The organism is Azonexus fungiphilus, assembly GCF_003634965.1.
Lineage (GTDB): Bacteria > Pseudomonadota > Gammaproteobacteria > Burkholderiales > Rhodocyclaceae > Azonexus > Azonexus fungiphilus.
Map to the genome: position 1 here is coordinate 123,858 of NZ_RBXP01000018.1, position 23,379 is coordinate 147,236.

Below are 23,379 nucleotides of genomic sequence, written 5' to 3' on the forward strand. Positions count from 1 at the left end.
TGTCACGCCGCGGCCCGGCGCGAGAAGTCGCGCAGGCGGAAGCCGCAAAGCCATAGTGTAGCGAAATATGCCGTTGCGCCAAGCGCGACCAGGGCGCATAGATGCAGCAATCTTGCGGTCAACGTCGCCGCCAGCCAATTTTCCGTGGGGCCCATCGCCAGCCACAGCGTTGCTGCCATCACGGCCATGGCGATGGCCAGGCGGACGAAGAACATTGTCCAGCCGGCCTGCGGCTGGTAAATGTCGGCCCGGCGCAGGCCGCGGTAGAGCAGGCCGGCGTTGAGGCAGGCAGCCAGGCCGATCGACAGCGCCAGCCCGGCGTGGGCGATCCAGCCGACGAAGGCGAGGTTCATCGCCTGCGTCGCAGCGAGCGAGATCAGCGCGATCTTTACCGGCGTGCGCACGTTTTGCCGGGCGTAGAAACCCGGCGCCAGCACCTTGACCAGGATCAGCCCGGTCAGCCCGACGGCGTAGGCGACCAGCGCCTGCCGCGTCTGCAGCACGTCGTCGGCGGTGAAGGCGCCGTGGAAGAACAGGGTTGCGATCAGCGGCACCGCCAGGATCGCCAGCGCCAGCGCCGCCGGTGCGGCGAGCAGGAAGGTCAGGCGCAGGCCCCAGTCGAGCAGTCGCGAGTATTCGGCGAAATCCTGACGGGCATGGCAGCGCGACAGCGACGGCAGCAGGATCGTGCCGAGCGCAGCACCGAGCAGTCCGGACGGGAACTCCATCAGGCGGTCGGCGTAATACAGCCAGGAAACGCTGCCGCTCTGCAGGAAGGAGGCGAAAACCGTGTTGATCAGCAGGCTGATCTGCGACACCGAAACGCCGATCAGCGCCGGCAGCATCAGCGTGGTGATCCGGCGGACGCCGGGGTCGGCCCAGGCGGCGCGGAAATTGAGTGTCGGCCGTGGCAGCATGGCGATCCGGCGCAGCGCCGGCAACTGGATCAGCAGTTGCAGCAGGCCGCCGATGAATACCGCCCAGGCCAGCGCCATCACCGGTGGCTCGAAATACGGTGCGGCGAACAAGGCCATGCCGATGAAGGCGAGGTTGAGCAGGACCGGGGTGAATGCCGGCAGCGCGAACTTGCTCCAGGTGTTCAGGATGCCGCCGGCCAGCGCCACCAGCGACATGAACAGGATGTAGGGAAAGGTCACCCGGGTCAGCGCCACGGTCAGTTCGAACTTGCCGGCATCGGCGCCAAACCCGGGGGCCGAGATCCAGACCAGCAGCGGCGCCGCGGCAACGCCGATGGCGGTGACCGCAAACAGCGCCAGCGACAGCAGACTGGCGACGTGATCGACCAGCGTGCGCGTGTCTTCCGGCGAGCGCTGGTTCTTGTACTCGCCGAGAATCGGCACGAAAGCCTGGGCGAAAGCGCCCTCGGCGAACATCCGGCGCAGCAGGTTGGGCAGCTTGAAGGCCACGAAAAAGGCGTCAGTCGCCGCGCCGGCACCGAAGGCGCGGGCAATCACGAAATCGCGGACGAAACCGAGGATGCGGGAAAGCAGGGTCATGCCACTGACCGTCGCCAGTGTACGCAGCAGATTCATATTCTTCGTTGCCTTGTTGCCTGATCGCAGGCTTGAAAGCTATAATTCTACGCTGTGCTGCCCCACGGGGCGCCGAACGTGCCGTTGTAGCTCAGTTGGTAGAGCAACTGATTCGTAATCAGTAGGTCGAGTGTTCGATTCACTTCAACGGCACCAGTTTTCCCGAAGGCCCGCGTTTCGACGCGGGCCTTTGCATTTCAGGTCTGCCACCCGGGATTGAGTTCGCTGCGGTTGCGGCCACCGTGCTTCGCTTCGTAGAGGCTTTGGTCGGCTGCCTGCAGCAGCTGTTCGGCGCTGCGTTCGCTGTCCGGGCGGAGGCTGGCGATGCCGAAGCTGCACGAGGCCAGGCTGTCGATGCCGCGCTCGTGGGGGATGCGCAACTCGCGGACCGAGGCGCGCATGCGCTCGGCGACTGCCTGGGCGCCACGACTGTCGGTGCCCGGCAGGATGGCGGCAAACTCCTCGCCGCCGTAGCGGGCGACGCTGTCCTCAACCCGGAACAACGATTCGGTCAGGGCGCTGGCGATGGCCTTCAGACACTGGTCACCGGCCTGGTGGCCGTAGGCGTCGTTGAACTGCTTGAAGAAATCGACATCGATCAGCACCAGGCTGAGCGGCGCGCCGGCGCGCTGGCAGCGTTTCCACTCGGTTGCCAGGGTTTCGTCGAAATAGCGCCGGTTGGGAATGCAGGTCAGGCCGTCAAGCGTCGCGATCTGGCGCAGGCGGCGATGGGCGGCGTGAATGTCGCGCTGCATGCCGACGATGCGCAGCATTGCCCTGACTTTGGCCAGCAGGACGACTTCAGAGACCGGTTTGTGCAGGAAATCGTCGCCGCCGGCAATGATGCCCTGGGCGATCATTTCGTCGTCCATCACCGCCGACAGGAAGATCACCGGGGTCCACAGGGTCAGGTCGTCGTCGCTGCTGCCCAGCGATTCGCGATTGCGGATCTGGCGTACCAGGCGAATGCCGTCGGTGTCGCGCAGGTGCATGTCGATCAGGATCAGGTCGGGGCGAATGCTCGCGATCCGGGTGATTGCCTCGCCGCCGTCGGCGGCCAGGTGCACGTCGGCGTCGTCAAGCTGGCCAAGGCACTCGCCGATCAGCGTGCGGTTGGCGTTGGAGCTGTCTACGACGAGTAGCTGGTACTTTCCGGCGGGCATCAGGGATGGGCGAGAATGCTGTGGGCAAATCATAGCATTCACCGGTGACCTCGGTGGCCGGCTTTTTTTGTCGCGCCGGGCCGGTTAAGATGCAGCTTCGGTCCATACGCTACCGTCTGGTCGCGGGCCGTTGATAACTACAGACAAGGAGAAAGCAGATGCAAGTGAAGGATAAGGTTTTCGTCGTTACCGGCGGTGGTTCGGGGCTTGGCGCGGCGACTGCGCGCGGACTGGTCGAGGCTGGCGCACGTGTCGTCCTGGCCGATCTCAACCGGGCGGCCGGCGAGGCGCTGGCGGGCGAACTCGGCGCCGGCGCGCTGTTCGTCGAAACCGATGTGACCAGCGAGGCTTCCGCGGTCAACGTCATTCAGGCGGCGATTTCCGCCTTCGGCGGTGTCCATGGCCTGGTCAACTGCGCCGGCGTGGCGCCGGCCGAGAAGGTGGTCGGCAAGGAAGGTCCGCACCGCCTGGAGAGTTTCGCCAAGGTGATCAATATCAACCTGGTCGGGACCTTCAACATGATTCGCCTGGCCGCGGCTGAAATGATGAAGAATACGCCGGACGACAACGGCGAGCGCGGCGTCATCGTCAATACGGCATCGGTGGCGGCTTACGAAGGCCAGCTCGGACAGGCCGCCTATGCCGCTTCGAAGGGCGGCATTGTCGCGCTGACGCTGCCGGTGGCGCGTGAACTGGCGCGCAGCGGCATCCGCTGCGTGACGATCGCGCCGGGGATCATGGAAACCCCGATGCTGCTGGGCATGCCGCCGGAAGTTCAGGACTCGCTCAACAAGATGGTGCCGTTCCCGGTACGCATGGGCAAGCCGTCGGAATATGCCGCGCTGGTTCGCCACATCGCCGAGAACGCCTACCTGAATGGCGAGGTGATCCGCCTGGATGGTGCGATCCGCATGGGTACCAAATAAACTATACTAGGCGCCCGTCCTGGTCCGCAAAGGCACTTCGGTGCCTTTTTTGTTGCATGTCCCAAGCTTCCTGCTATCACTGCGGTCTGCCCATTCCCGACGACGTCGACCTGCCGGTCAGCATCAACGGCGAAACCCGGGCGATGTGTTGTTACGGTTGTCAGGCGGTGGCCCAGTCCATTGTCGATAACGGCCTGGAAGATTACTACCGCAGCCGCGACGCGTTGCCGGAGTCGCCGCGCGAGGCGATGCCAGCGATACTCGAGCAGCTGGCCCTGTTCGACCACGCCGATTTCCAGAAGAGTTTCGTCAAGGAACTGGGCGAAGGCGAGCGCGAGGCGTCGCTGTTGCTCGAAGGAATCACCTGCGCCGCTTGCATCTGGTTGAACGAACAGCATATCGGCAAGTTGCCGGGGGTTACCGCGGTGGACATCAACTATGCCTCGCGGCGTGCCCGCGTGCGCTGGGACGATGCCCGGATCAAGCTGTCGGACATCCTGCGCGCGGTGGCTGCGATCGGCTACCGGGCCTATCCCTACGACGCGGCCAAGAACGAGGAAATCTCGCGCAACGAACGGCGTGGCGCGATGTGGCGCTTGTGGGTCGCTGGCTTCGGGATGATGCAGGTGATGATGTACGCCTACCCGGTGTACATCGCCAACGGCGACATGACAGCCGACATCGAATCACTGATGCGCTGGGCCAGCCTGGTTCTGACCCTGCCGGTCGTTTTCTATTCTTCCGCGCCGTTTTTCCGCAATGCCTGGCGTGACCTGAAGCTCGGCCGGGTCGGCATGGACGTGCCGGTGGCCCTTGGCGTCGGCCTGCCGTTCGCGGCGAGTTGCTGGGCGACCTTGAGCCAGGCCGGCGAGGTCTATTTCGACGCGGTGACGATGTTCGTCTTTTTCCTGCTCGGCGGCCGCTACCTGGAAATGACCGCTCGCCAGAAGGCGCTCAGCGTGACCGAGGCGCTGGCCAAGCTGCTGCCGGCCTTCGCGCAAAAATTGCCGAATTTCCCGGTCGACCGTCAAACCGAGCAGAAAGTCGTTGCCGATCTCAAGATCGGCGACTATCTGCTGGTCCGGCCCGGTGAAATCGTTCCGGCCGACGGCCGCGTCGTCGAAGGTGTCAGCTGCGCCAACGAGTCGCTGCTCACCGGCGAAAGCCTGCCGGTTCCCAAGCGCCCGGGCGATCAGGTGACCGGCGGTTCGGTCAATGCCGAGAGCCCGCTGGTCGTCCAGGTCGAGCAGGTCGGCGAAGGCACGCGCCTGTCGGCGATCATCGAGCTGATGGAGAGGGCGTCGCTGGAAAAGCCGCGCATCGTCGAACTGGCCGATCGCATCGCCAGCTATTTCGTTGCCGCGCTGCTGGTCATCGCCGTGCTGACCGCGCTCGGCTGGTATTTCGTCGATCCCTCGCGGGCCTTGTGGGTCACCGTCTCGGTACTGGTCGTCACCTGCCCTTGCGCCTTGTCGCTGGCCACGCCGATCGCCCTGACCGTCGCCGCTGGCGCGCTGGCTCGCGACGGTTTGCTGGTGACGCGCGGACATGCGATCGAAACGCTGGCCCGGGCGACCCATTTCGTCTTCGACAAGACCGGCACCCTGACCACCGGCCAGATGCGTCTGCTCGATGTTGCCGTGCTTGCCGCGATGCCGCGCGACGAGTGCGTGGCCATTGCGGCTGCGCTCGAGCAGGCTTCCGAGCATCCGTTGGCGCTGGCCTTGCGCCATGCAGTCGAGAACCCGGTGCAGTATCGTGCCGGGCAGCCTTTGAGCGAACCTGGCCAGGGTATCGAGGGAATTGTCGATGGTCGGCGTTACCGGATCGGCCGTCCTGGCTACGCGCTGGCGCCGAGCGGTGCCGAGTTGCCGGATTCGGCGCGTGACTGGCTGGAGAGCGGCGATACTGTCGTCCTGTTGGCCGATGATGCCGGGCCGCTGGCGCTGTTCCGGATCGGTGACCAGTTGCGCCCCGAGGCCGCCGGGCTGGTTGCCGCCTTGCGCCGGGCGGGCAAGCAGGTCGTGCTGTTGACTGGTGACGCGCCGGCGGTGGCCGGGCGGGTCGCCGCGGAACTTGGCATTGACGATGTCAGGGCCGGTGTCACGCCGGCCGGCAAGCATGCCTGCGTGACCGGTTTGCAGGCCGAAGGTGCGGTGGTGGCGATGATCGGTGACGGGGTTAACGATGCTCCGGTGCTGGCGCTTGCCCAGGTTTCCGTAGCCATGGGCGGGGGCGCCCAGCTGGCGCGGACCCAGTCGGACTTCGTGCTGCTTTCCGAGAATCTCGGGCATCTGCTCAGGGGCTTGAAGCGGGCCGCTTTCAGCCTGGTCGTCATCCGCCAGAACCTCTGGTGGTCGTTCGCCTACAACGTCGTCGCCCTGCCGGCCGCGATCGCCGGCTACATCACGCCCTGGATGGCCGGCATCGGCATGTCGCTGAGTTCCTTGCTGGTGGTCCTCAATTCGCTACGCATCCAGCGCCAGGAGAATGACTGATGGAAAGTGTGTATCTGCTGATTCCGATTTCGGTATTGCTGGTTTTCGGGATTGCCGCGGCCTTCTGGTGGTCGGTCAAGAGTGGCCAGTTCGACGACCTCGAGGGGCCGGGTTTCAAGGTGTTGATGGACGATGAGGTGCCTCAGGGCAAGGTTGCCGAGCGCGATGAAAAAGCGGGCAAGATTTGACCTGGGTCAACGTGCGGTCTTTTTCCCGGTGGCATCATGCGACCCCATGTAAGGCACTCGCCTTGCGTTGATTCTCTGTTGGGGTTGGGGTGCGTTGCGACGCACCCTTTTTTTGTCCACGGCACGGCCGATTTGCGATGTTTGGCAATACCGGTCGATTATCCGAAATTGGTAGGTTTTTGTCGGTTCGGGGAGTAGTCCGGTCCGGGAAAAGGCTTGCTGGACGTAGGAAAATCACCCGTGGCCAGGCCAGATAGTCGGTAGCTTGATCTAGGTCAAAACGCCCCCCGTCAACTAGAATACCATCCGCGTTCAAGTGCCCCCTTGGGTTCAGGGAGGTGGGCATTCCGTTTTTCATTAACGAGAGGTGGGTTCATGTCTGGAACACAAACCACATACAATGATAAGGTCGTACGGCAGTTCACCGTCATGACCGTCATCTGGGGCATCGTCGGCATGCTTGTCGGTGTCATCATCGCTGCGCAACTCGTCTGGCCGGAGCTGAATTTTGGGCCCTGGCTGCACTTCGGTCGCCTGCGTCCGCTGCATACCAATGCCGTCATCTTCGCTTTTGGTGGCTGTGCACTGTTTGCAACGTCCTACTGGTGCGTTCAGCGCACCTGTCACACCCGCCTCTGGGGCGGTCCGCTGGTTCCCTTCACGTTCTGGGGCTGGCAACTGGTGATCCTGCTGGCTGCGGTTTCGCTGCCGCTGGGGTTCACGACCGGCAAGGAATACGCCGAACTCGAGTGGCCGATCGACATCCTGATCACGCTGGTCTGGGTTTCCTACGGTCTGGTCTTCTTCGGCACCATCGCTAAGCGCACGGTTTCGCACATCTACGTTGCCAACTGGTTCTTCGGCTCGATGATCATCGCCGTTGCCCTGCTGCATCTGGTTAACAGCGCCGCCGTTCCGGTTTCCCTGACCCGTTCCTTCTCCGTCTATTCCGGCGTGCAGGATGCGATGGTTCAGTGGTGGTACGGCCATAACGCGGTCGGCTTCTTCCTGACCGCCGGCTTCCTCGGCATGATGTACTACTTCGTTCCGAAGCAGGCTGGCCGTCCGGTGTATTCCTACCGTCTGTCGGTCGTCCACTTCTGGGCACTGATCTTCACCTACATGTGGGCTGGTCCGCACCACCTGCATTACACCGCCCTGCCGGATTGGACCCAGTCCGTCGGCATGCTGTTCTCGCTGATTCTCCTGGCGCCGTCCTGGGGTGGCATGATCAACGGCATCATGACCCTGTCGGGCGCCTGGCACAAACTGCGTGACGATCCGATCCTGAAGTTCCTGATCACTTCGCTGTCCTTCTACGGTATGTCTACGTTCGAAGGCCCGATGATGTCGATCAAGACCGTCAATGCACTCTCGCACTACACCGACTGGACCGTCGGCCACGTTCACTCCGGCGCGCTGGGCTGGGTGGCGATGGTCTCGATCGGCTCGATGTACTACCTGCTGCCGCGTCTGTTCGGCAAGACCGAGATGTACAGCACCAAGCTGGTGACCACGCACTTCTGGATCGCCACGATCGGCACCGTTCTCTACATCGCCTCGATGTGGATCGCCGGGGTCATGCAGGGTCTGATGTGGCGTGCGGTCAACGCCGACGGTACGCTGGCTTACAGCTTCGTCGAATCGGTCAAGGGTTCCTACCCGTTCTGGGCGATCCGCTGGCTGGGTGGCGTGCTGTTCCTGACGGGTATGCTGATCATGGCCTACAACATGTTCAAGACGATGGCGGGCGGCAAGACGCAAGACATGCCGGTTGTTGCCCCGGCCGGTCATCACGCCTGATTAGGGAGAGAAAACAATGCTTAAGCATGAGCAAATTGAAAAGAATGTAGGCCTGCTTTTCGTCCTGACGCTGTTCGTGGTCCTGTGGGGCGGCCTGCTCGAAATCGTGCCGCTCTTCTTCCAGAAGTCCACGACGACTCCGGTCGAAGGCGTCAAGCCCTACAGCGCGGCTCAACTGGCCGGGCGTGAGGTCTATCTGCGTGAAGGTTGCTACAACTGCCACTCGCAGATGATCCGTCCGTTCCGTGCGGAAACCGAGCGTTACGGCCACTATTCGGTTGCCGGTGAATATGTCTACGATCACCCGTTCCAGTGGGGTTCGAAGCGTACCGGCCCGGATCTGCATCGCGTTGGTGGTCGTTACTCCGACGAGTGGCAGCGTGCTCACCTGATGAATCCGCGTGACGTCGTTCCGGAATCGAACATGCCGGCCTTCCCGTTCCTGGCTGGTGTCAAGGCCAAGGATTCGGTCGCTGCCGATATCGAGGCCAAGATGGGCCTGATGCGCACCTACGCCAACCTGCGTGGTATCCCGACGTACTCCGACGAGGATATCAAGGGCGCCAAGGCGGCCATTGGTGACATGACCGAAATGGACGTTCTGATCGCCTACCTGCAGGGCATGGGTACGGCACTGAGCTCGATGAAGTAACGGCCATGGACATCAATGATCTGCGTTCCATCGTCACGGTTGCCGGCTTGCTCTGCTTCCTGGCGATCGTATGGTGGGCCTACGGCAAGGGCAGCAAGAAGGGGTTTGAGGAGGCTGCCAACCTGCCGTTCGCAGAGGGTGATGATGATGGTGCGGCGTCCCGTACGTCGCACCCGCGCTGAAATAAAGGAAAGCAAATGAGCGATTTCGTTAGCGATTTTTGGAACCTGTACGTCATCGTGATCGTGCTCGCCAGTATTCTGGCTTGTGCGGTTCTCCTGATCGTCCAGGGCAAGGCAACTTTCACGCCGGGCAAGACGATGGGTCATGTCTGGGATGAAACCCTTGAGGAATACAACAACCCGATGCCCAAGTGGTGGAGCTGGTTGTTCGTCATTACCGTGGTTTTCGCGCTGGTTTACCTGGCGCTTTATCCCGGCCTCGGCAACTTCAAGGGCATGCTCGGCTGGACGTCTGCCGGTCAGCACACCGCCGAAGTGGCCAAGATGGACGCCGCTGTCAAGCCGCTGTACGACAAGTACATGGCGATGGACCTGAAGGCTGTTGCCGGCGACAAGCAGGCGATGGAAATGGGCAAGCGTCTGTATCTGACCTACTGCATGCAGTGCCATGGCGCTGACGCACGCGGTGCCAAGGGCTTCCCGAATCTGACCGATGCCGACTGGCAGTGGGGTGGTGCGCCGGAGCAGATCGTCGAAACGATCTCCGCTGGTCGCATGGGCGTGATGCCTCCGCATGCCCAACTGGGTGGCGAGACGATCAAGGATCTGGCCAACTACGTTCGTTCGCTGTCCGGTCTGCCGCATGACTCCGTTCGTGCCGGTAAGGGCCAGGTTGCGTTCAACGAAGCCGGTTGCGTTGGTTGCCACGGTGTTGATGGTACCGGCATGCAAGCTCTGGGTGCCCCGAACCTGACCGACAAGGTCTGGTTGTATGGCTCTTCCGAAGCAACCATTACCGAAACGATCACCAATGGCCGTCAGAACAAGATGCCGGCCTGGAAGGAATTCCTCGGTGACGCCAAGGTGCATCTGCTGGCTGCCTACGTGACCAGCCTGAGCGCCAAGTAAGCTGTTGCGAAAGAAAGGGGGGGCTACGGCCTCCCCCTTTTTGTTGGTCTGGCAGTGCTGGCTTATCAAAATTGCGTTGCTGCGGGCAGCGTAATTTCGATAAAGAGACTCGAAAATGAAACCCAGCGAAAATAGCGGACAGGATGCTTCGGTCGCGGAGGCCCCGGTATCCTTCTACGAAAAGCATAGAAAGATCTACATTCGCGAAGTTCGCGGGTGGTGGGCGACGTGGCGCTGGATTTTTGTCTGGTTCACCCAGATTCTGTTCTACGGTGCCCCCTGGTTGCTCTGGAACGATCGCCAGGCGATTCTGTTCCATCTGGTCGAGCGGAAGTTCTATCTGTTCGGTCTGGTGCTCTGGCCGCAGGATGTGTTTTACCTGGCAGTGCTGTTGATCGTTTCGGCCTACGCCCTGTTCCTGTTTACTGCGATTGCCGGGCGCCTTTTCTGCGGCTACGCCTGCCCGCAAACGGTTTACTCCGAGATATTCATGTGGATCGAGAACCGGATCGAGGGTGACCGCTCGGCCCGGATGAAGCTCGACAAGGCGCCGTTGTCGGTCCGCAAGATCGGCCTGAAGGCGGTCAAGCATGCCGTCTGGCTGTTGATTTCGCTGTGGACCGGATTCACCCTGGTTGCCTATTTCACGCCGATGCAGGAGTTGCTGGCCGCTTTGCCGTTCGGCCTGTCGGGTTGGGAACTGTTCTGGACCTTCTTCTACGCGGGTTTCTGCTACATGCAGGCCGGGTTTCTACGCGAGCAGGTGTGCAAGTACATGTGCCCCTACGCGCGCTTCCAGGGGGTGATGTTCGACCCGGACACCCTGGTCATCACTTACGATCCGGAGCGTGGCGAGCCCCGCGGGGCGCGCAAGAAGGGCGCGGATGCCGGAAATCTCGGCGATTGCGTGGATTGCGGTCTTTGCGTGGTGGTCTGTCCGACCGGCATTGATATCCGCAAGGGCATCCAGTACGAATGCATTGGCTGCGGCGCCTGCATCGATGCCTGTGATCCGGTCATGGACAAGATTGGCAAACCGCGTGGGTTGATCCGCTACACCACCGAAAACGCCCTGGCAAAACATTTTGGCAGTGCAGACGTGCTTGCCCACATCATGCGTCCGCGGATCATTCTGTATACGGCCATTCTTGCGCTGATCTGCGTCGCCACGGCCTGGTCGCTGGCGACCCGGGTGCCGTTGATGGTCGACGTGATCCGTGATCGCTCGGTGCTCTCGCGCGAGGCCGATGATGGTTCGATCGAGAATGTCTACAACCTCAAGTTCATGAATACGACCGAGCTTACCCAGCGCTACCGGGTCCAGGTTGACGGGCTGCCCGGCGTGAAACTGGCCGAAGATCAGGCTGTCGAGGTCGAAAGCGCCGAGAATCATGAGGTTACCGTTGTTGTTCGGGTACCGCCGGAATCCGGCCAGAAGGGCGCGAACACAATTTATTTCAACATCCAGGCCGAGGGCGACGAGAAGATCGCTGTCCGAGAAAAGGCCTCTTTCCTGATGCCCTGACATGAATGCGAGCATGACTTTGAAGAACGACAGCAAACCCTGGTACAAAGAACCCTGGCCGTGGATCCTGATGGCCGGGCCGGGGCTGGTCATCGTGGCGGCGATCATCACCATCTGGATTTCCGTGGTGACCAGTGATGGCCTCGTGACCGACGACTACTACAAGGAAGGCCTGGCAGTGAATCAGCGCATGCAGCGCGATCACCAGGCCAGCCAGCTCGGCCTGCACGCCGACCTGATGCGTGCGGGTCTTAACCTGCGTTTGCTGGTGACCAGCAGCGAGCCTTCGAGCTTGCCCGAGGTCATGAAGCTGCGCCTGGCGCACCCGACCATCGATGGCCGGGATCAAACGATCGAACTGAAATCCGAAGGGGCGGGTTTCTACGGGGGGGTACTGGCCGCGGATGTGGCCGGACGCTGGCATGTCACGCTTGAGGATCCTGCGGGCCAATGGCGTCTCCAGGGGGAATGGCATGCCAGTCTTGAAGAGCCGCTGCGCTTGGATGCGAAGGCGGATTGATTTTTTTGTTAGTGGGAGGTGACTTATGGCTTGGGAACTGTTGTTTACCAGTGATATCGGCTTGATGAGCCTGGTTGTGATCGTCGGTGTCGTGGTGATCGGTGCTTACATGGGCAAGATCTACTCGAACAAGATGCACGAAGAGTTGGACGCCAAGGGCAAGTAATTCGGCCCGTCGCGTGATGAACAATCCCCGCCGCCATGCCAAGGGCCGCGGGGATTGTTTTTTTTCGCTGCCAGTGAGCTTGCTGTTGTCGCTGGTAATGCACCTCGTGTTGTTCTGGCCCGATTCCGGTAGTGGCGCGGGCGCGTCCGGCAAGGCGGGGCCGTTGCTGGCGCGGATCGTCGTCGATGAACCGATTGCGCAAGCGCGGCCGGTGCTGCCTTCACCAAAGCGGGCGGCGCCCTCGCCGGCGAAAAATGCCGGAATTTCACGGTCGACCGTGAAATCCGGTGGATTTTCGTCGGCGGCCGCGAGTCTCGACGGGGATCGGGCGGCCGGTGATGATCGCGGTCCCGATCCGCTGCAGCTTGCAGAGTATCGCCTGGCGCTGGGAAAGACCCTCTCGCGCCTGATCGATGAACCGTTGCGCCGGGATCTCGGTGCCGGGGTTGTCGTCCTCGAGCTTCATCGTTTGCCGACGCAGCGCCTGCCTGGTGTCGATCTGTTGCACTGTTCGTTACTGCCGGCTGCCGCCCAGCGCCTGCGCGCGCTGGCGCTTGTCGCGGCGCAGCAAACGCCGTGGCCGGCGGCCTGGGCGCGGCAGGAATTGCGACTGTCGCTGCAGTTGGTCGTCGCTCAGCCGGATGCGGCGGATTCGTGCTCCGGCGCCAGCGCATGCTCGTGAAAGCCGAAGTGGCCGTTCTGGCGGTCGGCCAGGTAGGCCTCGAGGCACAGCCGCACGCTGCGGAACGACAGTTCGCGCCAGGGGATTTCATCGGCGGTGAACAGCGCGACTTCCAGACTTTCCTCGCCCGCGGCAAATGCGGGTGAAGGCATCCGGCCACGGTAGAACAGATGGATCTGGTTGATGTGGGCGATGCTGACAAGGGCGAAGGCGGCGTCGATGGCGACCCGGGCTCCCGCTTCCTCCTGGGTTTCCCTTGCGGCAGCCTGTGCTGTCGTTTCGCCGTTTTCCATGAAGCCGGCGGGTAGCGTCCAGTAACCGAGGCGAGGTTCGATGGCCCGCCGGCAGAGCAGGATGCGCCCCTGCCATTCGGCAATGCAGCCGACGATCAGGCGCGGATTGTCGTAGTGGATGTGTCCGCAAACGCTGCACACCAGGCGGTGCAGGTTGTCGCCGGGCGGGACCTGGCGGGTCGCGGCGTTGCCGCATTGAATGCAGTACGACATGTCGGGCTTCGGAAAACGGTCGGGAGCGTGCACTCTAACACCGCGTTTCCCCGGCGAATAAAGCTGCTGCGGGAGGGCAACTTCCTTTGCGCTTCCCGGAAGCCTGTGGATACAATAGCGTCAAGCAGAAAAACGGTTTAACCGTTCCGCCACCTCCGTCGGCGCAACAAGGGGCTCCACATGTTTTTGATCGTCGGCTACATCATCATCCTGGCTTCGTCGCTCGGTACCTACGCCGTGCACGGCAGCCTGCTGGCGCTGTGGGTTCCCCTCGAGTACGTGGCGATCATCGGCCTGACCATCGGTGGTTTCGTCGCCGGCAACAACATCAAGGTGATCAAGGCGACGGTCGCCGCCGTCCCCGGCGTGCTCAAGGGCTCGCCGTACAACAAGGCCTATTACGTCGACGCGCTGGCGCTGCTGTTCGAAATCCTGTCCAAGGTGCGCAAGGAAGGCCTGATGTCGATCGAAAACGACGTCGAGAACCCCGAGGCCAGCCCGATTTTCTCGAAATATCCGAACATCGTCTCCGATCACCACGTGCTCGAATTCATGACCGACTACCTGCGGATGATGGTCGGCGGCAACCTCAATACCGTGGAAATCGAGAGCCTGATGGATGTCGAGCTGGAAACCCATCACCATGAGGCGGTCGAGCCGGCGCACGTCGTTTCCAAGGTTGGCGATGCGACGCCGGCCTTCGGTATCGTCGTCGCGGTGATGGGCGTGGTCAACGTCATGGGCTCGGTTGGCGAGCCGCCGGCGGTGCTGGGCAAGATGATCGGCGGCGCTCTGGTTGGTACTTTTCTTGGTATTCTCGTCTCTTATGGTTTTGTTGCTCCGGTTGCAGGTCTGCTCGATCAGCGTGCCCAGGAGTCGGGAACTATCTACAAGACGATCAAGATGGTTCTGCTCGCCTCGATGTCGGGTTATGCACCGCAGGTCGCCATCGAGTTTGGGCGCAAGACGCTTGGTGCGCATGATCGGCCGAGTTTCCGCGAGCTCGAGGAAGAGCTCAAGGCGCGCAAGGGCAAGTAAGCCCGCAGCGCCGATCCTCTGTGAGCCACGATGAGCGACGACTCCACACGCCCGATAGTCATCAAACGCAAGAAGGTCGTTGCGGGAGGTGCCCATGGCGGCGCCTGGAAGATCGCCTACGCCGACTTCGTGACCGCGATGATGGCCTTCTTCCTGCTGATGTGGCTGCTTGGTTCGACGGCCAAGGGCGACCTGCAGGGGATCGCCGACTATTTCCAGAATCCGATGAAGGTCGCCATGAGCGGTGGTGCTGGCTCCGGTGACGCGACCAGCATCCTCAAGGGCGGCGGTCAGGATTTGACCCGACAGTCCGGGCAGGTCAAGCGCGGCGAGGTCGAGGCCAAGAAAACCACCTCCTTCTCGAAGGAGGCTCAACTCGAGTTCCAGCGCAAGGAGCGCGAGCGCCTCGAGGTACTCAAGGCCGACATCGAGAAGATGATCGAACAAAGTCCGCAGCTCGCGCAGTTCAAGAAGCAGCTACTCCTCGACATCACCTCGGAAGGCTTGCGCATCCAGATCGTCGATGAGCAGAACCGTCCGATGTTCGATTCCGGCGGCGACGAGATCAAGCCCTACGCCCGCGACCTGTTGCGCCAGATCGGCAAGGCGCTGAACGGCGTCTCGAACCGCATCAGCCTGGCCGGCCACACCGATGCCGCGCCGTTCGTCGGCGGCGTCCAGGGGTTCTCCAATTGGGAGTTGTCGACCAACCGGGCCAATGCCTCGCGACGGGAGCTGGTGGCCGGCGGCATGGAGGCGCACAAGATGATCCGCGTCGTCGGCCTCGGCTCGACGGTGCTGTTCGACAAGAACGACCCGCTCAATCCCGTCAATCGCCGGATCAGCATCGTCGTCCTCAATCAGCGGACGGAAAAGGCAATCCTGAGCGAGGAAAGCGGGGCCGACGAGGTGGCAGACGACGCGGCGCCGTTGCTGGATTTGCCGAATACCCCGAACGGCAGGGCCGGCTGAGCCGGTCGTCGCCGGCGGCACGGTGGATGCCGGTGCCGGATGTCGGCGCGCAAACTGAAATGATCTGATCGAGAAAGAGGAAAAAATGGCCAAAACCATTCTTGCAGTTGATGACTCCGCGTCCATTCGCCAAATGGTGTCCTTTACGCTGAAGAGCGCCGGCTACGATGTCGTCGAGGCTGTCGACGGGCAGGATGGGCTGGACAAGGCCAAGGCGCGCGGCGTCAATCTGGTGCTGACCGACCAGAACATGCCGCGCATGGATGGCCTGACCCTGATCAAGAGCCTGCGGGCGATGCCGCAGTATGCTTCGACGCCGATCCTGATGCTGACCACCGAATCCTCCGATGCAATGAAGTCGCAGGGGCGCGCCGCCGGCGCTACCGGCTGGCTGGTCAAGCCCTTCGACCCGCAGAAGCTGATCGAAGTCGTGCGCAAGGTGATCGGCTGAGCATCCGCCGCCCGTCCGCTGCCCATGCGGTCGCGGCTTCGGATGCGGCCGACTGAGGAGGAAGCATGTCCATCGACATGAGTCAGTTTTACCAGGTGTTTTTCGAGGAATCCGAAGAGCACCTGGCGACCATGGAGTCGTTGTTGCTCGGGCTGGATGTCGACCATCCGGATCTCGAGCAACTGAACGCGATTTTCCGGGCGGCCCATTCGATCAAGGGGAGTGCTGGCACCTTCGGTTTCACCGACCTCGCCGAAACGACGCATATTCTCGAGAATCTCCTCGATCGCATCCGCAAGTCGGAACTGCGCCTGCGCGCCGACATGGTCGATGCCTTCCTGCAGGCTGGCGATGTCCTGCGCGGCATGCTCGATGCCCACCAGGGGCGAGGTGCCGCCGATCCGGCCGCAGTCGCCGCAGTCTGTGAGCGTTTGCGTCATCTCTCCGATGGTGACCGGGGGCTGCCGTCTGCGCCGGTTGCTGTGGCGGCGCCAGTGCTGGCCGAGCAGTCCGGCGGCGCCGGCCAGCGCTGGTTCGCGATCGATTTCGTGCCGGCAGCGGCGGCGCTTGGACGCGGCATCGACAACCTGCTCGATGAGTTGCGTGGATTTGGCACCCTGGAGGTCGTCGACCGTCCACTGCCCGATGATCCTGCCGGCGGGCGCTGGCATTTGCGCCTGCTGACCGACCGCGCGCAGGAGAGTTTTGTCGACCAGGTCGATTTCGTCGCCGAAGCCGGCGCCTGGCGGATTGCCGATGAGGCGACCGAGGCCGGCGAAGCTTTCGGTTTCTTCGAGGACAGCCCAGGGGCGCCGGCGGCATTGGCATCGGCTGACGACGGTGATGGTGCCTATGGATTTTTTGCGCCGCTGGCCGAGTCCGCAGTGGCTGAGGAGGGCGATGGCTTCGGTTTCTTTGCCCCCTTGCCGACGCCGGCCGAGGCCCCGGCGACGGCTGGCGACGAGGCTTACGGGTTTTTCGAGCCCTTGCCGGCGACAGCTGCGCCAGTGGTCGAAGAGGGCGAGGGTTACGGTTTTTTCGCTCCCTTGCCCGTGCCGCCCGCCGCCGAGCCGCTGCCTGCCAGACCGGTCGAAGTCCCGGTCGCCATCGACAAGCCGGCCGCCCGTGTCGCCAAGGGGGCGGCTGCGGCGACCGATTCCTCGATCCGGGTCAGCGTCGAGAAGGTCGACCAGTTGATCAACCTGGTCGGCGAACTGGTGATCACCCAGGCCATGCTGCTGCAGTCGGCCGCCCAGATGCTCGATGCTGCGCCGGAGAGGCTGCTCAACGGCCTGACCCAGCTTGAGCGCAACACCCGGGATCTGCAGGAGTCGGTGATGTCGATCCGGATGATGCCGATCTCCTTCGTCTTTTCGCGTTTCCCGCGGGTGGTCCGCGATCTCTCGGCAAAGCTCGGCAAGCAGGTTGAACTGAAAACCATGGGCGAGACGACCGAGCTCGACAAGAGCCTGATCGAACGCATTGCCGATCCGCTGACCCATTTGATCCGCAACAGCCTCGATCACGGCATCGAAGCGCCGGAAAAGCGGGTTGCCGCGGGCAAGAGCCCGACCGGGACGATTACCCTGAAGGCCTATCATCAGGGCGGCAACATCGTCATCGAGGTTGGCGACGACGGTGCCGGCCTGCCGCGCGAGAAAATCCTGCAGAAGGCGCGCGAACGCGGCCTGCCGGTATCCGAGCAGATGAGCGATCAGGAGGTGTTCAACCTGATCTTCGAGGCCGGCTTCTCGACCGCCGAACAGATCACCGACGTTTCCGGTCGCGGCGTCGGCATGGACGTCGTCCGCCGCAACATCCAGTCAATGGGTGGCCGGGTCGAAATCGATTCGATGTACGGCATCGGCACCCGGATGACCGTGCGCCTGCCGCTGACCCTGGCCATCCTCGACGGGATGTCGGTGGCGGTGGGTGACCAGATCTACATCCTGCCGTTGTCCTACGTGCTCGAATCGCTGCAGCCGATGGCCGGCGACATCAAGACGCTGACCAACCAGGCGCGTGTCGTCCAGGTGCGCGGCGAATACCTGCCGGTCGTCGTGCTGCACGAGATGTTCGGCCTGAAGTCCGCGTGGAACGACTTCATGCAGGGCATCATGGTCGTGCTCGATGCCGATGGTGCGCGTGTCGCGCTGTTTGTCGACGCCCTGCTCGGCCAGCACCAGGTGGTGATCAAGAGCCTCGAGGCCAACTATCGCAAGGTGCCGGGAATCTCCGGGGCAACGATCATGGGCGATGGCCATGTCGCGCTGATTCTCGATGTCTCGGCGATTGCCGGGATGGCCAGAAACCATACGCAGAAAGCCGGTTGACCGGCAGATGAGGAGTCAATGATGGAACCGATGACCCAGGCCGGCGCAACTGCGGAAGATGATCTGCTGGCCAGCGAATACCTGACGTTCACGCTGGGGAGTGAGGAATATGCGATCGATATCCTCAAGGTCCAGGAGATCCGCGGCTACGAGGTGCCGACGCTGATCGCCAACGCACCGCCGTTCATCAAGGGGGTGATCAACCTGCGTGGCATCATCGTTCCCATCGTCGACCTGCGCATCAAGTTCAATCTGGGCAAGGTCGAGTACACGCCGTTCACCGTGGTCATCATCCTCAATATTGCCGGCCGCGTCATCGGTGCCGTCGTCGATAGCGTTTCCGACGTCCTTTCGCTGACGGCCGCACAGATTCGCCCGGCCCCCGATTTTTCCGGTACCTTCGACACCAAGTACATCCTTGGGCTGGCCAGCGTCGAGCAGCGGATGTTGATCGTGACCGATATCGAGCGCCTGATGACCAGCGCCGACATGGCACTGATCGATGCCGCCGCCGATTGACGCCGGGATAGGGGAGGGCGGGGAATGGTGAATGTTCGCAATTTCAGGATAGGCAGCCGGCTGATCGCCACCACCGTGGGCGCGCTGGGCTTGATGATCGCCTTCGTCGTGGTTGCCTTGATCAGTCTCGGGCAGATTGGCGACAAGGTGCAGTCGATTGCGGTCGACAACAACCAGGGCATGGAAATCGCCCGCGAGATGCAGGGGCATCTCGACAGTCTCGGCTTGCGTGCCCGCAACGCCATGCTCTATGAGGAAATCGCCAAGCAGCGCGAGGAGGAGCGGGCGGCTGCGCTCGACCTGCAGCATTACCTGGCCAGCGAGCAGCAATTGGCCGGCCGCTCGCTGTCGGCCGGGGCCGCGGCTGCCGTGGCCAGCCTGCCGGCGCTGCGCACGCGGGCGGAAGCTGCGGTGCAGCGGCTGTTTGCGCTGGTCGGCGAAGGCAACCGGCCGGAGATCGAGGCGCACTTTATCGACGAGTTCGGTCCGGCATTGCGTGCCTGGCAGCAGGCGATCAACGAGTTGCAGGTCCAGCAGAAGGCGGCCAACGCGGCCGCCCTGCTCGAAATCGCCGAGATTCGCCAGGCCGTCCAGACGATCCTGATCGGCCTGATCGGCCTGGCCGTCGTGATCATGGTCCCGGCCGGCCTGTGGGTGACGCGCGGGATCACCAATCCCTTGTCGGCGGCGGTCAGCGTCGCCGAGTCGGTGGCGGGCGGCAATTTCGATAACGCCATCGATACCGCCGGTGAGGACGAACCGGCGCATCTGCTGCAGACGCTGGCGCGGATGCAGTCGGATCTCAAGCAGCGCAGCGCCAGCGAACGGCGGATTGCGGCCGAGGCCCTGCGCATCAAGGTCGCGCTCGATGTCGGTTCGAATTGCGTGATGCTGCTCGATCCGCAAGCTCAGTTGATCTACGGCAATGCCGCCCTGCTGGCGATGATGCAGCGTGCCGAAGGCGACCTGCGCCGGCAGTTGCCGGATTTCAGCGCCGAGGCCTTGCTGGCCGGGCGGCTGCGCGTCGAGCTGCTCGATCAATCGTTGCGGCCGGAGGTTCTGGCGGGGCTTGGCGAAGCGCAGCGCAGTCAGTTGCGGATCGCCGCCCGGACTTTCGCGCTGGTCGTGACACCGGTGCTTGGCGAAGATGGCGGGCGGCTCGGCACGGTCATCGAATGGCTGGATCGCACCGGCGAAGTGGCGATCGAACAGGAAGTCAGCGACATCATCCAGGCGGCGGCGGCCGGCGATTTTTCGCGGCGCATCGCGGTGGCCGACAAGCAGGGTTTCTTCCTCGAACTGTCGGCTGCCGTCAACCGCCTGCTCGACGCCAACAGCCAGGCACTTGACGAGGTTGGCCAGATGCTCGCTCGCCTGGCCCGCGGCGATCTCACCGAGAAGATCGACACGCCTTACCAGGGCTTGCTGGCCAAGGTTCGCGACGATGCCAACGGCACCATCGACCATCTGCGCGAAATCGTCCAGGCGATCAAGCTGGCGACCGATGCGATCACCACCGCGGCCAAGGAAATCGCCCAGGGCAACCAGGACCTCTCCGGTCGTACCGAGCAGCAGGCCTCCAGTCTCGAGGAAACCGCCTCGAGCATGGAGCAGCTCACCGGAACCGTCCGCCAGAACGCCGACAACGCGCGCCGGGCCAATGAACTGGCCGGCGATGCGCAACGCGTCGCCGAGCAGGGCGGGGAAGTCGTCGGCCTGGTGGTGACGACGATGAGCGCGATCCAGCAGGCGAGCAGCCGGATCGCCGACATCATCGGGGTGATCGACGGCATCGCCTTCCAGACCAACATCCTGGCGCTCAACGCTGCTGTCGAGGCGGCGCGGGCCGGCGAACAGGGGCGCGGCTTCGCCGTCGTCGCCACCGAAGTGCGCAACCTGGCCCAGCGCAGTGCCGCCGCAGCCAAGGAAATCAAGGCCCTGATCGCCGACTCGGCGAGCAAGGTGGCGGTTGGCAATCGCCTCGTCGAACAGGCCGGCAGCACGATGAACGAGGTCGTTTCGAGCATCCAAACCGTCGCCCGGCTGATGGGCGACATTTCCGGGGCAACCCGCGAGCAGGGTACCGGCATCGAGCAGGTCAGCCAGGCCATCACCCAGATGGACGAGGTGACGCAACAGAATGCCGCCCTCGTCGAACAGGCGGCGGCCGCCGCCGAAAGCCTGCAGGCGCAGGCGCTCGGCCTGGCGCGAGCGGTCTCGGCCTTCCGCCTGGCGGCGGAAGTGCTGCCTGCGGAAGCCCTGCATTCCTGGTCGGCGCCGCCGCCGCGCCTGGTGAAAAAAGCTTCGCCGGCGGCGTTGACCGTCAAATTGAAGGCGCCAGCGAGCGCTGAACGCATACCCGTGATGTCCGACCGTGCAGACGGTTGGGCAGAGTTTTGATCCGGAATCCGAAGGGCATACCCATGCGCAACAACCAGCCTGTGACCCAGCACGAAGTCCTGTTGACGGCCGATAGCCTGATCGTCTCGAAAACCGACCTGAAGGGCTTGATTACCTACGTCAACAAGGACTTCATCGAGATCAGCGGCTTTTCCGAAGGCGAGTTGATCGGCCAGCCGCACAACCTGGTTCGCCACCCGGAAATGCCGGTCGAGGCCTTTGCCGACATGTGGCGCGACCTCAAGGATGAGCGTCCTTGGACCGGGCTGGTCAAGAACCGCTGCAAGAACGGTGATTTCTACTGGGTACTGGCGACGGCCACGCCGATCCGCGAGAACGGCCAGGTGGTCGGCTACATGTCGGTTCGCCGCCAGCCGACCCGGGCCCAGGTCGAGGCGGCCGAAAGCGCCTACCGGATGTTCCGCGAGAAGCGGGCCGGCGGCTTGCGCATCCGGCACGGCGCGGTGGTTAACGGCGGGCCTGGATTGTTCGCCGGCTGGTCGTTGCGGCAGAAGCTGTTCGCCGGGTTCGCCTCGCTGCTGATGGCGATGGTCGTGGTTGCCGGAATTGCCGTCTGGGGGACCGGGCAGACGCACGACAACGCAGTCCGCCTCAACGACGGCGGTCTCAAGCCAACCCAGGCGCTCGCCGTGATCGGGCGCCTGATGGCGGAAAACCGCAGTCAGGTGCTGTTGACCCTGCAGCACGATCCGGCTGGTGCCTATGCCGGGCTGCACGACCACGAAATCGAATTCCACACCCGGCAGATCGATGCCAACATCGCCGAGATCTCCCGCCAGTGGGAGCTCTATGCCCGGCAGATCTCGTCGCCGGCCCAGCAGCAACTGGCCGACGCCTTCGTCGAGGCGCGCATGCGCTATGTCAAGGAAGGCCTGCTGGCGGCCAAGGAAGCCCTGCTCGCCGGGCGTTTCGACGACGCCAACATGATCCTGCTGAAGAAGATCAACCCGAGCTACACGGCTGCCGCGGCAAAGGCCGAAGAGCTATTCCGGATGCAGGCGGACGAAGCGCAGGCACTGGTCGACGCCGGCGACGCGCTGCATCGCAACCAGCTCGCCTGGATCCTGGCGATCCTCGTTCTCGCGCTGCTCGGCGGCATTGGTGTGGCGGTGGCGATCACCCGTTCGATCACCCGGCCGATCGCCGATATCGTGGCCACCTTCCAGTCGCTGGCCAATGGCGATTTCACCCGCAATGTCGATATCTCGCGCAATGACGAGATGGGCAAGATCCTGCAGGGGCTGCAGTCGATGCAGATCCAGCAAGGCTTCAACGTTGCCGAGGCGCAACGCATCGCCAACGACAACCTGCGCATCCGCATCGCACTCGACTGCGTTTCGTCCAACCTGCGTATCGCCGACGACGAAGGTATCGTGCTCTACGCCAACAAGGGCCTGCAAAGCACCTTGCGGCGGATCGAGCCGGCCATGCGCGAGCGTCAGCCCGGTTTCTCGGTCGACCGCTTCATCGGCAGCAGCATCGGCGATTTCTACGCCGACCCGCAGGCGGCGCTGCGCGGCCTGCGCGAACTTCAGGGCACGCGCCGGACCGAGATGGAAATCGGTGGACGGATATTCAACGTCGTCACCAACCCGATCATCAACGAGCGCGGCGAACGCCTCGGCACCGTCGGCGAATGGCTCGACCGCACCGCCGAGATCAACGCCCAGCGCCTGGTCGCCGAACTGATCCACAAGGCCTCCGAAGGCAATCTCGACGCCCGCCTCGATGCCGATGCACTCGAAGGTTTCTACAAGGAGCTCGGCGAGGGCATCAACAGCCTGCTCGGGACGACCGCCTCGGCGATCAACGAAATCGCCGACCTGCTCTCCCGGATCGCTGCCGGCGACCTGATGCACACGGTCGACACCGAATATCGGGGAACTTTCGGCCGGCTCAAGGACGACGCCAACCAGACGGTGCGTCGCCTGCGCGAACTGGTCGGCGGTATCCAGGGATCGGCCGAGATGATCAACGTTGCCGCCAAGGAGATCGCTTCGGGCAACCAGGACCTCTCCAGCCGGACCGAGGAGCAGGCCAGCAGCCTCGAGGAAACGGCCTCGAGCATGGAAGAGCTCACCGCGACGGTCAAGCAGAACGCCGAGAACGCCCGCCAGGCCAACGAACTGGCCGGTAATGCCCAGCGCGTCGCCGAGCAGGGGGGCGAGGTGGTCGGCAAGGTGGTCGATACGATGGGGTCGATCCACCAGGCCAGCGCCAAGATCGCCGACATCATCGGGGTGATCGACGGCATTGCCTTCCAGACCAACATCCTGGCGCTCAACGCTGCTGTCGAGGCGGCGCGGGCCGGCGAACAGGGGCGCGGCTTCGCCGTCGTCGCCACCGAAGTGCGCAACCTGGCCCAGCGCAGC

The 23,379-nt window shown here is 63.2% G+C and carries 20 protein-coding genes, 1 tRNA gene and 2 pseudogenes; 20 read left to right on the forward strand and 3 right to left on the reverse strand.

Features of this window, described 5'->3' with window-relative positions; genetic code table 11:
- Nucleotides 1-2 precede the first annotated feature (2 nt).
- A complete protein-coding gene (gene murJ / locus DFR40_RS14385; RefSeq protein WP_121459191.1) occupies nucleotides 3-1,553 on the reverse strand; it encodes a murein biosynthesis integral membrane protein MurJ in 1,551 nt (516 codons plus the stop codon).
- Between the two features lie 80 nt (nucleotides 1,554-1,633).
- Here murJ and DFR40_RS14390 point away from each other — a divergent pair.
- A tRNA-Thr gene (locus DFR40_RS14390) sits at nucleotides 1,634-1,709 on the forward strand.
- 41 nt (nucleotides 1,710-1,750) lie between these two features.
- Here the strand turns inward: DFR40_RS14390 and DFR40_RS14395 are convergent.
- Nucleotides 1,751-2,716: a diguanylate cyclase domain-containing protein gene (locus tag DFR40_RS14395; RefSeq protein ID WP_170160238.1), complete on the reverse strand. Its 966-nt coding sequence runs from the start codon at nucleotides 2,714-2,716 to the stop codon at nucleotides 1,751-1,753.
- 158 nt (nucleotides 2,717-2,874) lie between these two features.
- Here DFR40_RS14395 and DFR40_RS14400 point away from each other — a divergent pair, with 158 nt between their 5' ends.
- From DFR40_RS14400 to DFR40_RS14450, 11 genes are all read left to right on the forward strand, one after another.
- Entirely contained in the window at nucleotides 2,875-3,642 is a 768-nt protein-coding gene (locus DFR40_RS14400; protein ID WP_121459193.1) for a 3-hydroxyacyl-CoA dehydrogenase, read from the forward strand.
- A 56-nt stretch (nucleotides 3,643-3,698) separates the two neighbouring features.
- Nucleotides 3,699-6,140, forward strand: coding sequence for a heavy metal translocating P-type ATPase (locus DFR40_RS14405; protein ID WP_121459194.1), 2,442 nt, complete (start codon nucleotides 3,699-3,701; stop codon nucleotides 6,138-6,140).
- Nucleotides 6,140-6,328 (forward strand): cbb3-type cytochrome oxidase assembly protein CcoS, encoded by a 189-nt coding sequence (gene ccoS / locus DFR40_RS14410; RefSeq protein WP_121459195.1) that lies wholly within the window; start codon nucleotides 6,140-6,142, stop codon nucleotides 6,326-6,328. The genes DFR40_RS14405 and ccoS overlap by 1 nt, the downstream gene beginning before the upstream one ends.
- 375 nt (nucleotides 6,329-6,703) lie before the next feature.
- Nucleotides 6,704-8,131, forward strand: coding sequence for a cytochrome-c oxidase, cbb3-type subunit I (ccoN, locus tag DFR40_RS14415; RefSeq protein WP_121459196.1), 1,428 nt, complete (start codon nucleotides 6,704-6,706; stop codon nucleotides 8,129-8,131).
- A gap of 16 nt (nucleotides 8,132-8,147) precedes the next feature.
- Complete coding sequence (gene ccoO / locus DFR40_RS14420) at nucleotides 8,148-8,783, forward strand: cytochrome-c oxidase, cbb3-type subunit II (protein WP_121459197.1); 636 nt, start codon at nucleotides 8,148-8,150, stop codon at nucleotides 8,781-8,783.
- A gap of 5 nt (nucleotides 8,784-8,788) precedes the next feature.
- Nucleotides 8,789-8,965 (forward strand): cbb3-type cytochrome oxidase subunit 3, encoded by a 177-nt coding sequence (locus DFR40_RS14425; protein ID WP_121459198.1) that lies wholly within the window; start codon nucleotides 8,789-8,791, stop codon nucleotides 8,963-8,965.
- A 15-nt stretch (nucleotides 8,966-8,980) separates the two neighbouring features.
- Nucleotides 8,981-9,874 (forward strand): cytochrome-c oxidase, cbb3-type subunit III, encoded by an 894-nt coding sequence (gene ccoP / locus DFR40_RS14430; protein ID WP_121459199.1) that lies wholly within the window; start codon nucleotides 8,981-8,983, stop codon nucleotides 9,872-9,874.
- A 115-nt stretch (nucleotides 9,875-9,989) separates the two neighbouring features.
- Nucleotides 9,990-11,399, forward strand: a complete 1,410-nt coding sequence (gene ccoG, locus DFR40_RS14435) for a cytochrome c oxidase accessory protein CcoG (RefSeq protein WP_121459200.1) — start codon at nucleotides 9,990-9,992, stop codon at nucleotides 11,397-11,399.
- 13 nt (nucleotides 11,400-11,412) lie between these two features.
- Entirely contained in the window at nucleotides 11,413-11,919 is a 507-nt protein-coding gene (locus tag DFR40_RS14440; protein WP_245985693.1) for a FixH family protein, read from the forward strand.
- A gap of 25 nt (nucleotides 11,920-11,944) precedes the next feature.
- Nucleotides 11,945-12,085, forward strand: coding sequence for a DUF3149 domain-containing protein (locus tag DFR40_RS14445; protein WP_121459202.1), 141 nt, complete (start codon nucleotides 11,945-11,947; stop codon nucleotides 12,083-12,085).
- Between the two features lie 16 nt (nucleotides 12,086-12,101).
- The gene (locus tag DFR40_RS14450) at nucleotides 12,102-12,767 is read left to right on the forward strand and encodes a hypothetical protein (RefSeq protein ID WP_147431344.1); all 666 of its coding nucleotides are present in this window, start codon (nucleotides 12,102-12,104) and stop codon (nucleotides 12,765-12,767) included.
- Here DFR40_RS14450 and DFR40_RS14455 read toward each other — a convergent pair.
- On the reverse strand, nucleotides 12,719-13,273 hold the full coding sequence (locus tag DFR40_RS14455; RefSeq protein WP_121459204.1) for an NUDIX hydrolase: 555 nt from the start codon (nucleotides 13,271-13,273) through the stop codon (nucleotides 12,719-12,721). The two genes, DFR40_RS14450 and DFR40_RS14455, sit on opposite strands and share 49 nt — an antisense overlap.
- A gap of 180 nt (nucleotides 13,274-13,453) precedes the next feature.
- Between DFR40_RS14455 and motA the strand changes: the two genes are divergently transcribed.
- The 8 genes and pseudogenes from motA to DFR40_RS17610 form a co-directional block, all read left to right on the forward strand.
- Complete coding sequence (gene motA / locus DFR40_RS14460; protein ID WP_121459205.1) at nucleotides 13,454-14,311, forward strand: flagellar motor stator protein MotA; 858 nt, start codon at nucleotides 13,454-13,456, stop codon at nucleotides 14,309-14,311.
- A 30-nt stretch (nucleotides 14,312-14,341) separates the two neighbouring features.
- Nucleotides 14,342-15,283 carry a flagellar motor protein MotB gene (motB, locus tag DFR40_RS14465; protein WP_121459206.1) on the forward strand — a complete coding sequence of 314 codons (942 nt, stop codon included), beginning with the start codon at nucleotides 14,342-14,344 and terminating at the stop codon, nucleotides 15,281-15,283.
- Between the two features lie 85 nt (nucleotides 15,284-15,368).
- Entirely contained in the window at nucleotides 15,369-15,734 is a 366-nt protein-coding gene (locus DFR40_RS14470; RefSeq protein ID WP_121459207.1) for a response regulator, read from the forward strand.
- A gap of 65 nt (nucleotides 15,735-15,799) precedes the next feature.
- Nucleotides 15,800-18,067, forward strand: a complete 2,268-nt coding sequence (locus DFR40_RS14475) for a chemotaxis protein CheW (protein WP_121459208.1) — start codon at nucleotides 15,800-15,802, stop codon at nucleotides 18,065-18,067.
- 21 nt (nucleotides 18,068-18,088) lie between these two features.
- Nucleotides 18,089-18,586, forward strand: coding sequence for a chemotaxis protein CheW (locus tag DFR40_RS14480; RefSeq protein ID WP_121459209.1), 498 nt, complete (start codon nucleotides 18,089-18,091; stop codon nucleotides 18,584-18,586).
- 24 nt (nucleotides 18,587-18,610) lie between these two features.
- Nucleotides 18,611-20,986 (forward strand): methyl-accepting chemotaxis protein, encoded by a 2,376-nt coding sequence (locus DFR40_RS14485; protein ID WP_121459210.1) that lies wholly within the window; start codon nucleotides 18,611-18,613, stop codon nucleotides 20,984-20,986.
- A 23-nt stretch (nucleotides 20,987-21,009) separates the two neighbouring features.
- Nucleotides 21,010-22,251, forward strand: a pseudogene (locus tag DFR40_RS17605) (Tar ligand binding domain-containing protein); the annotation flags it as partial.
- Between the two features lie 222 nt (nucleotides 22,252-22,473).
- Nucleotides 22,474-23,379: pseudogene (locus DFR40_RS17610) on the forward strand (methyl-accepting chemotaxis protein); the annotation flags it as partial.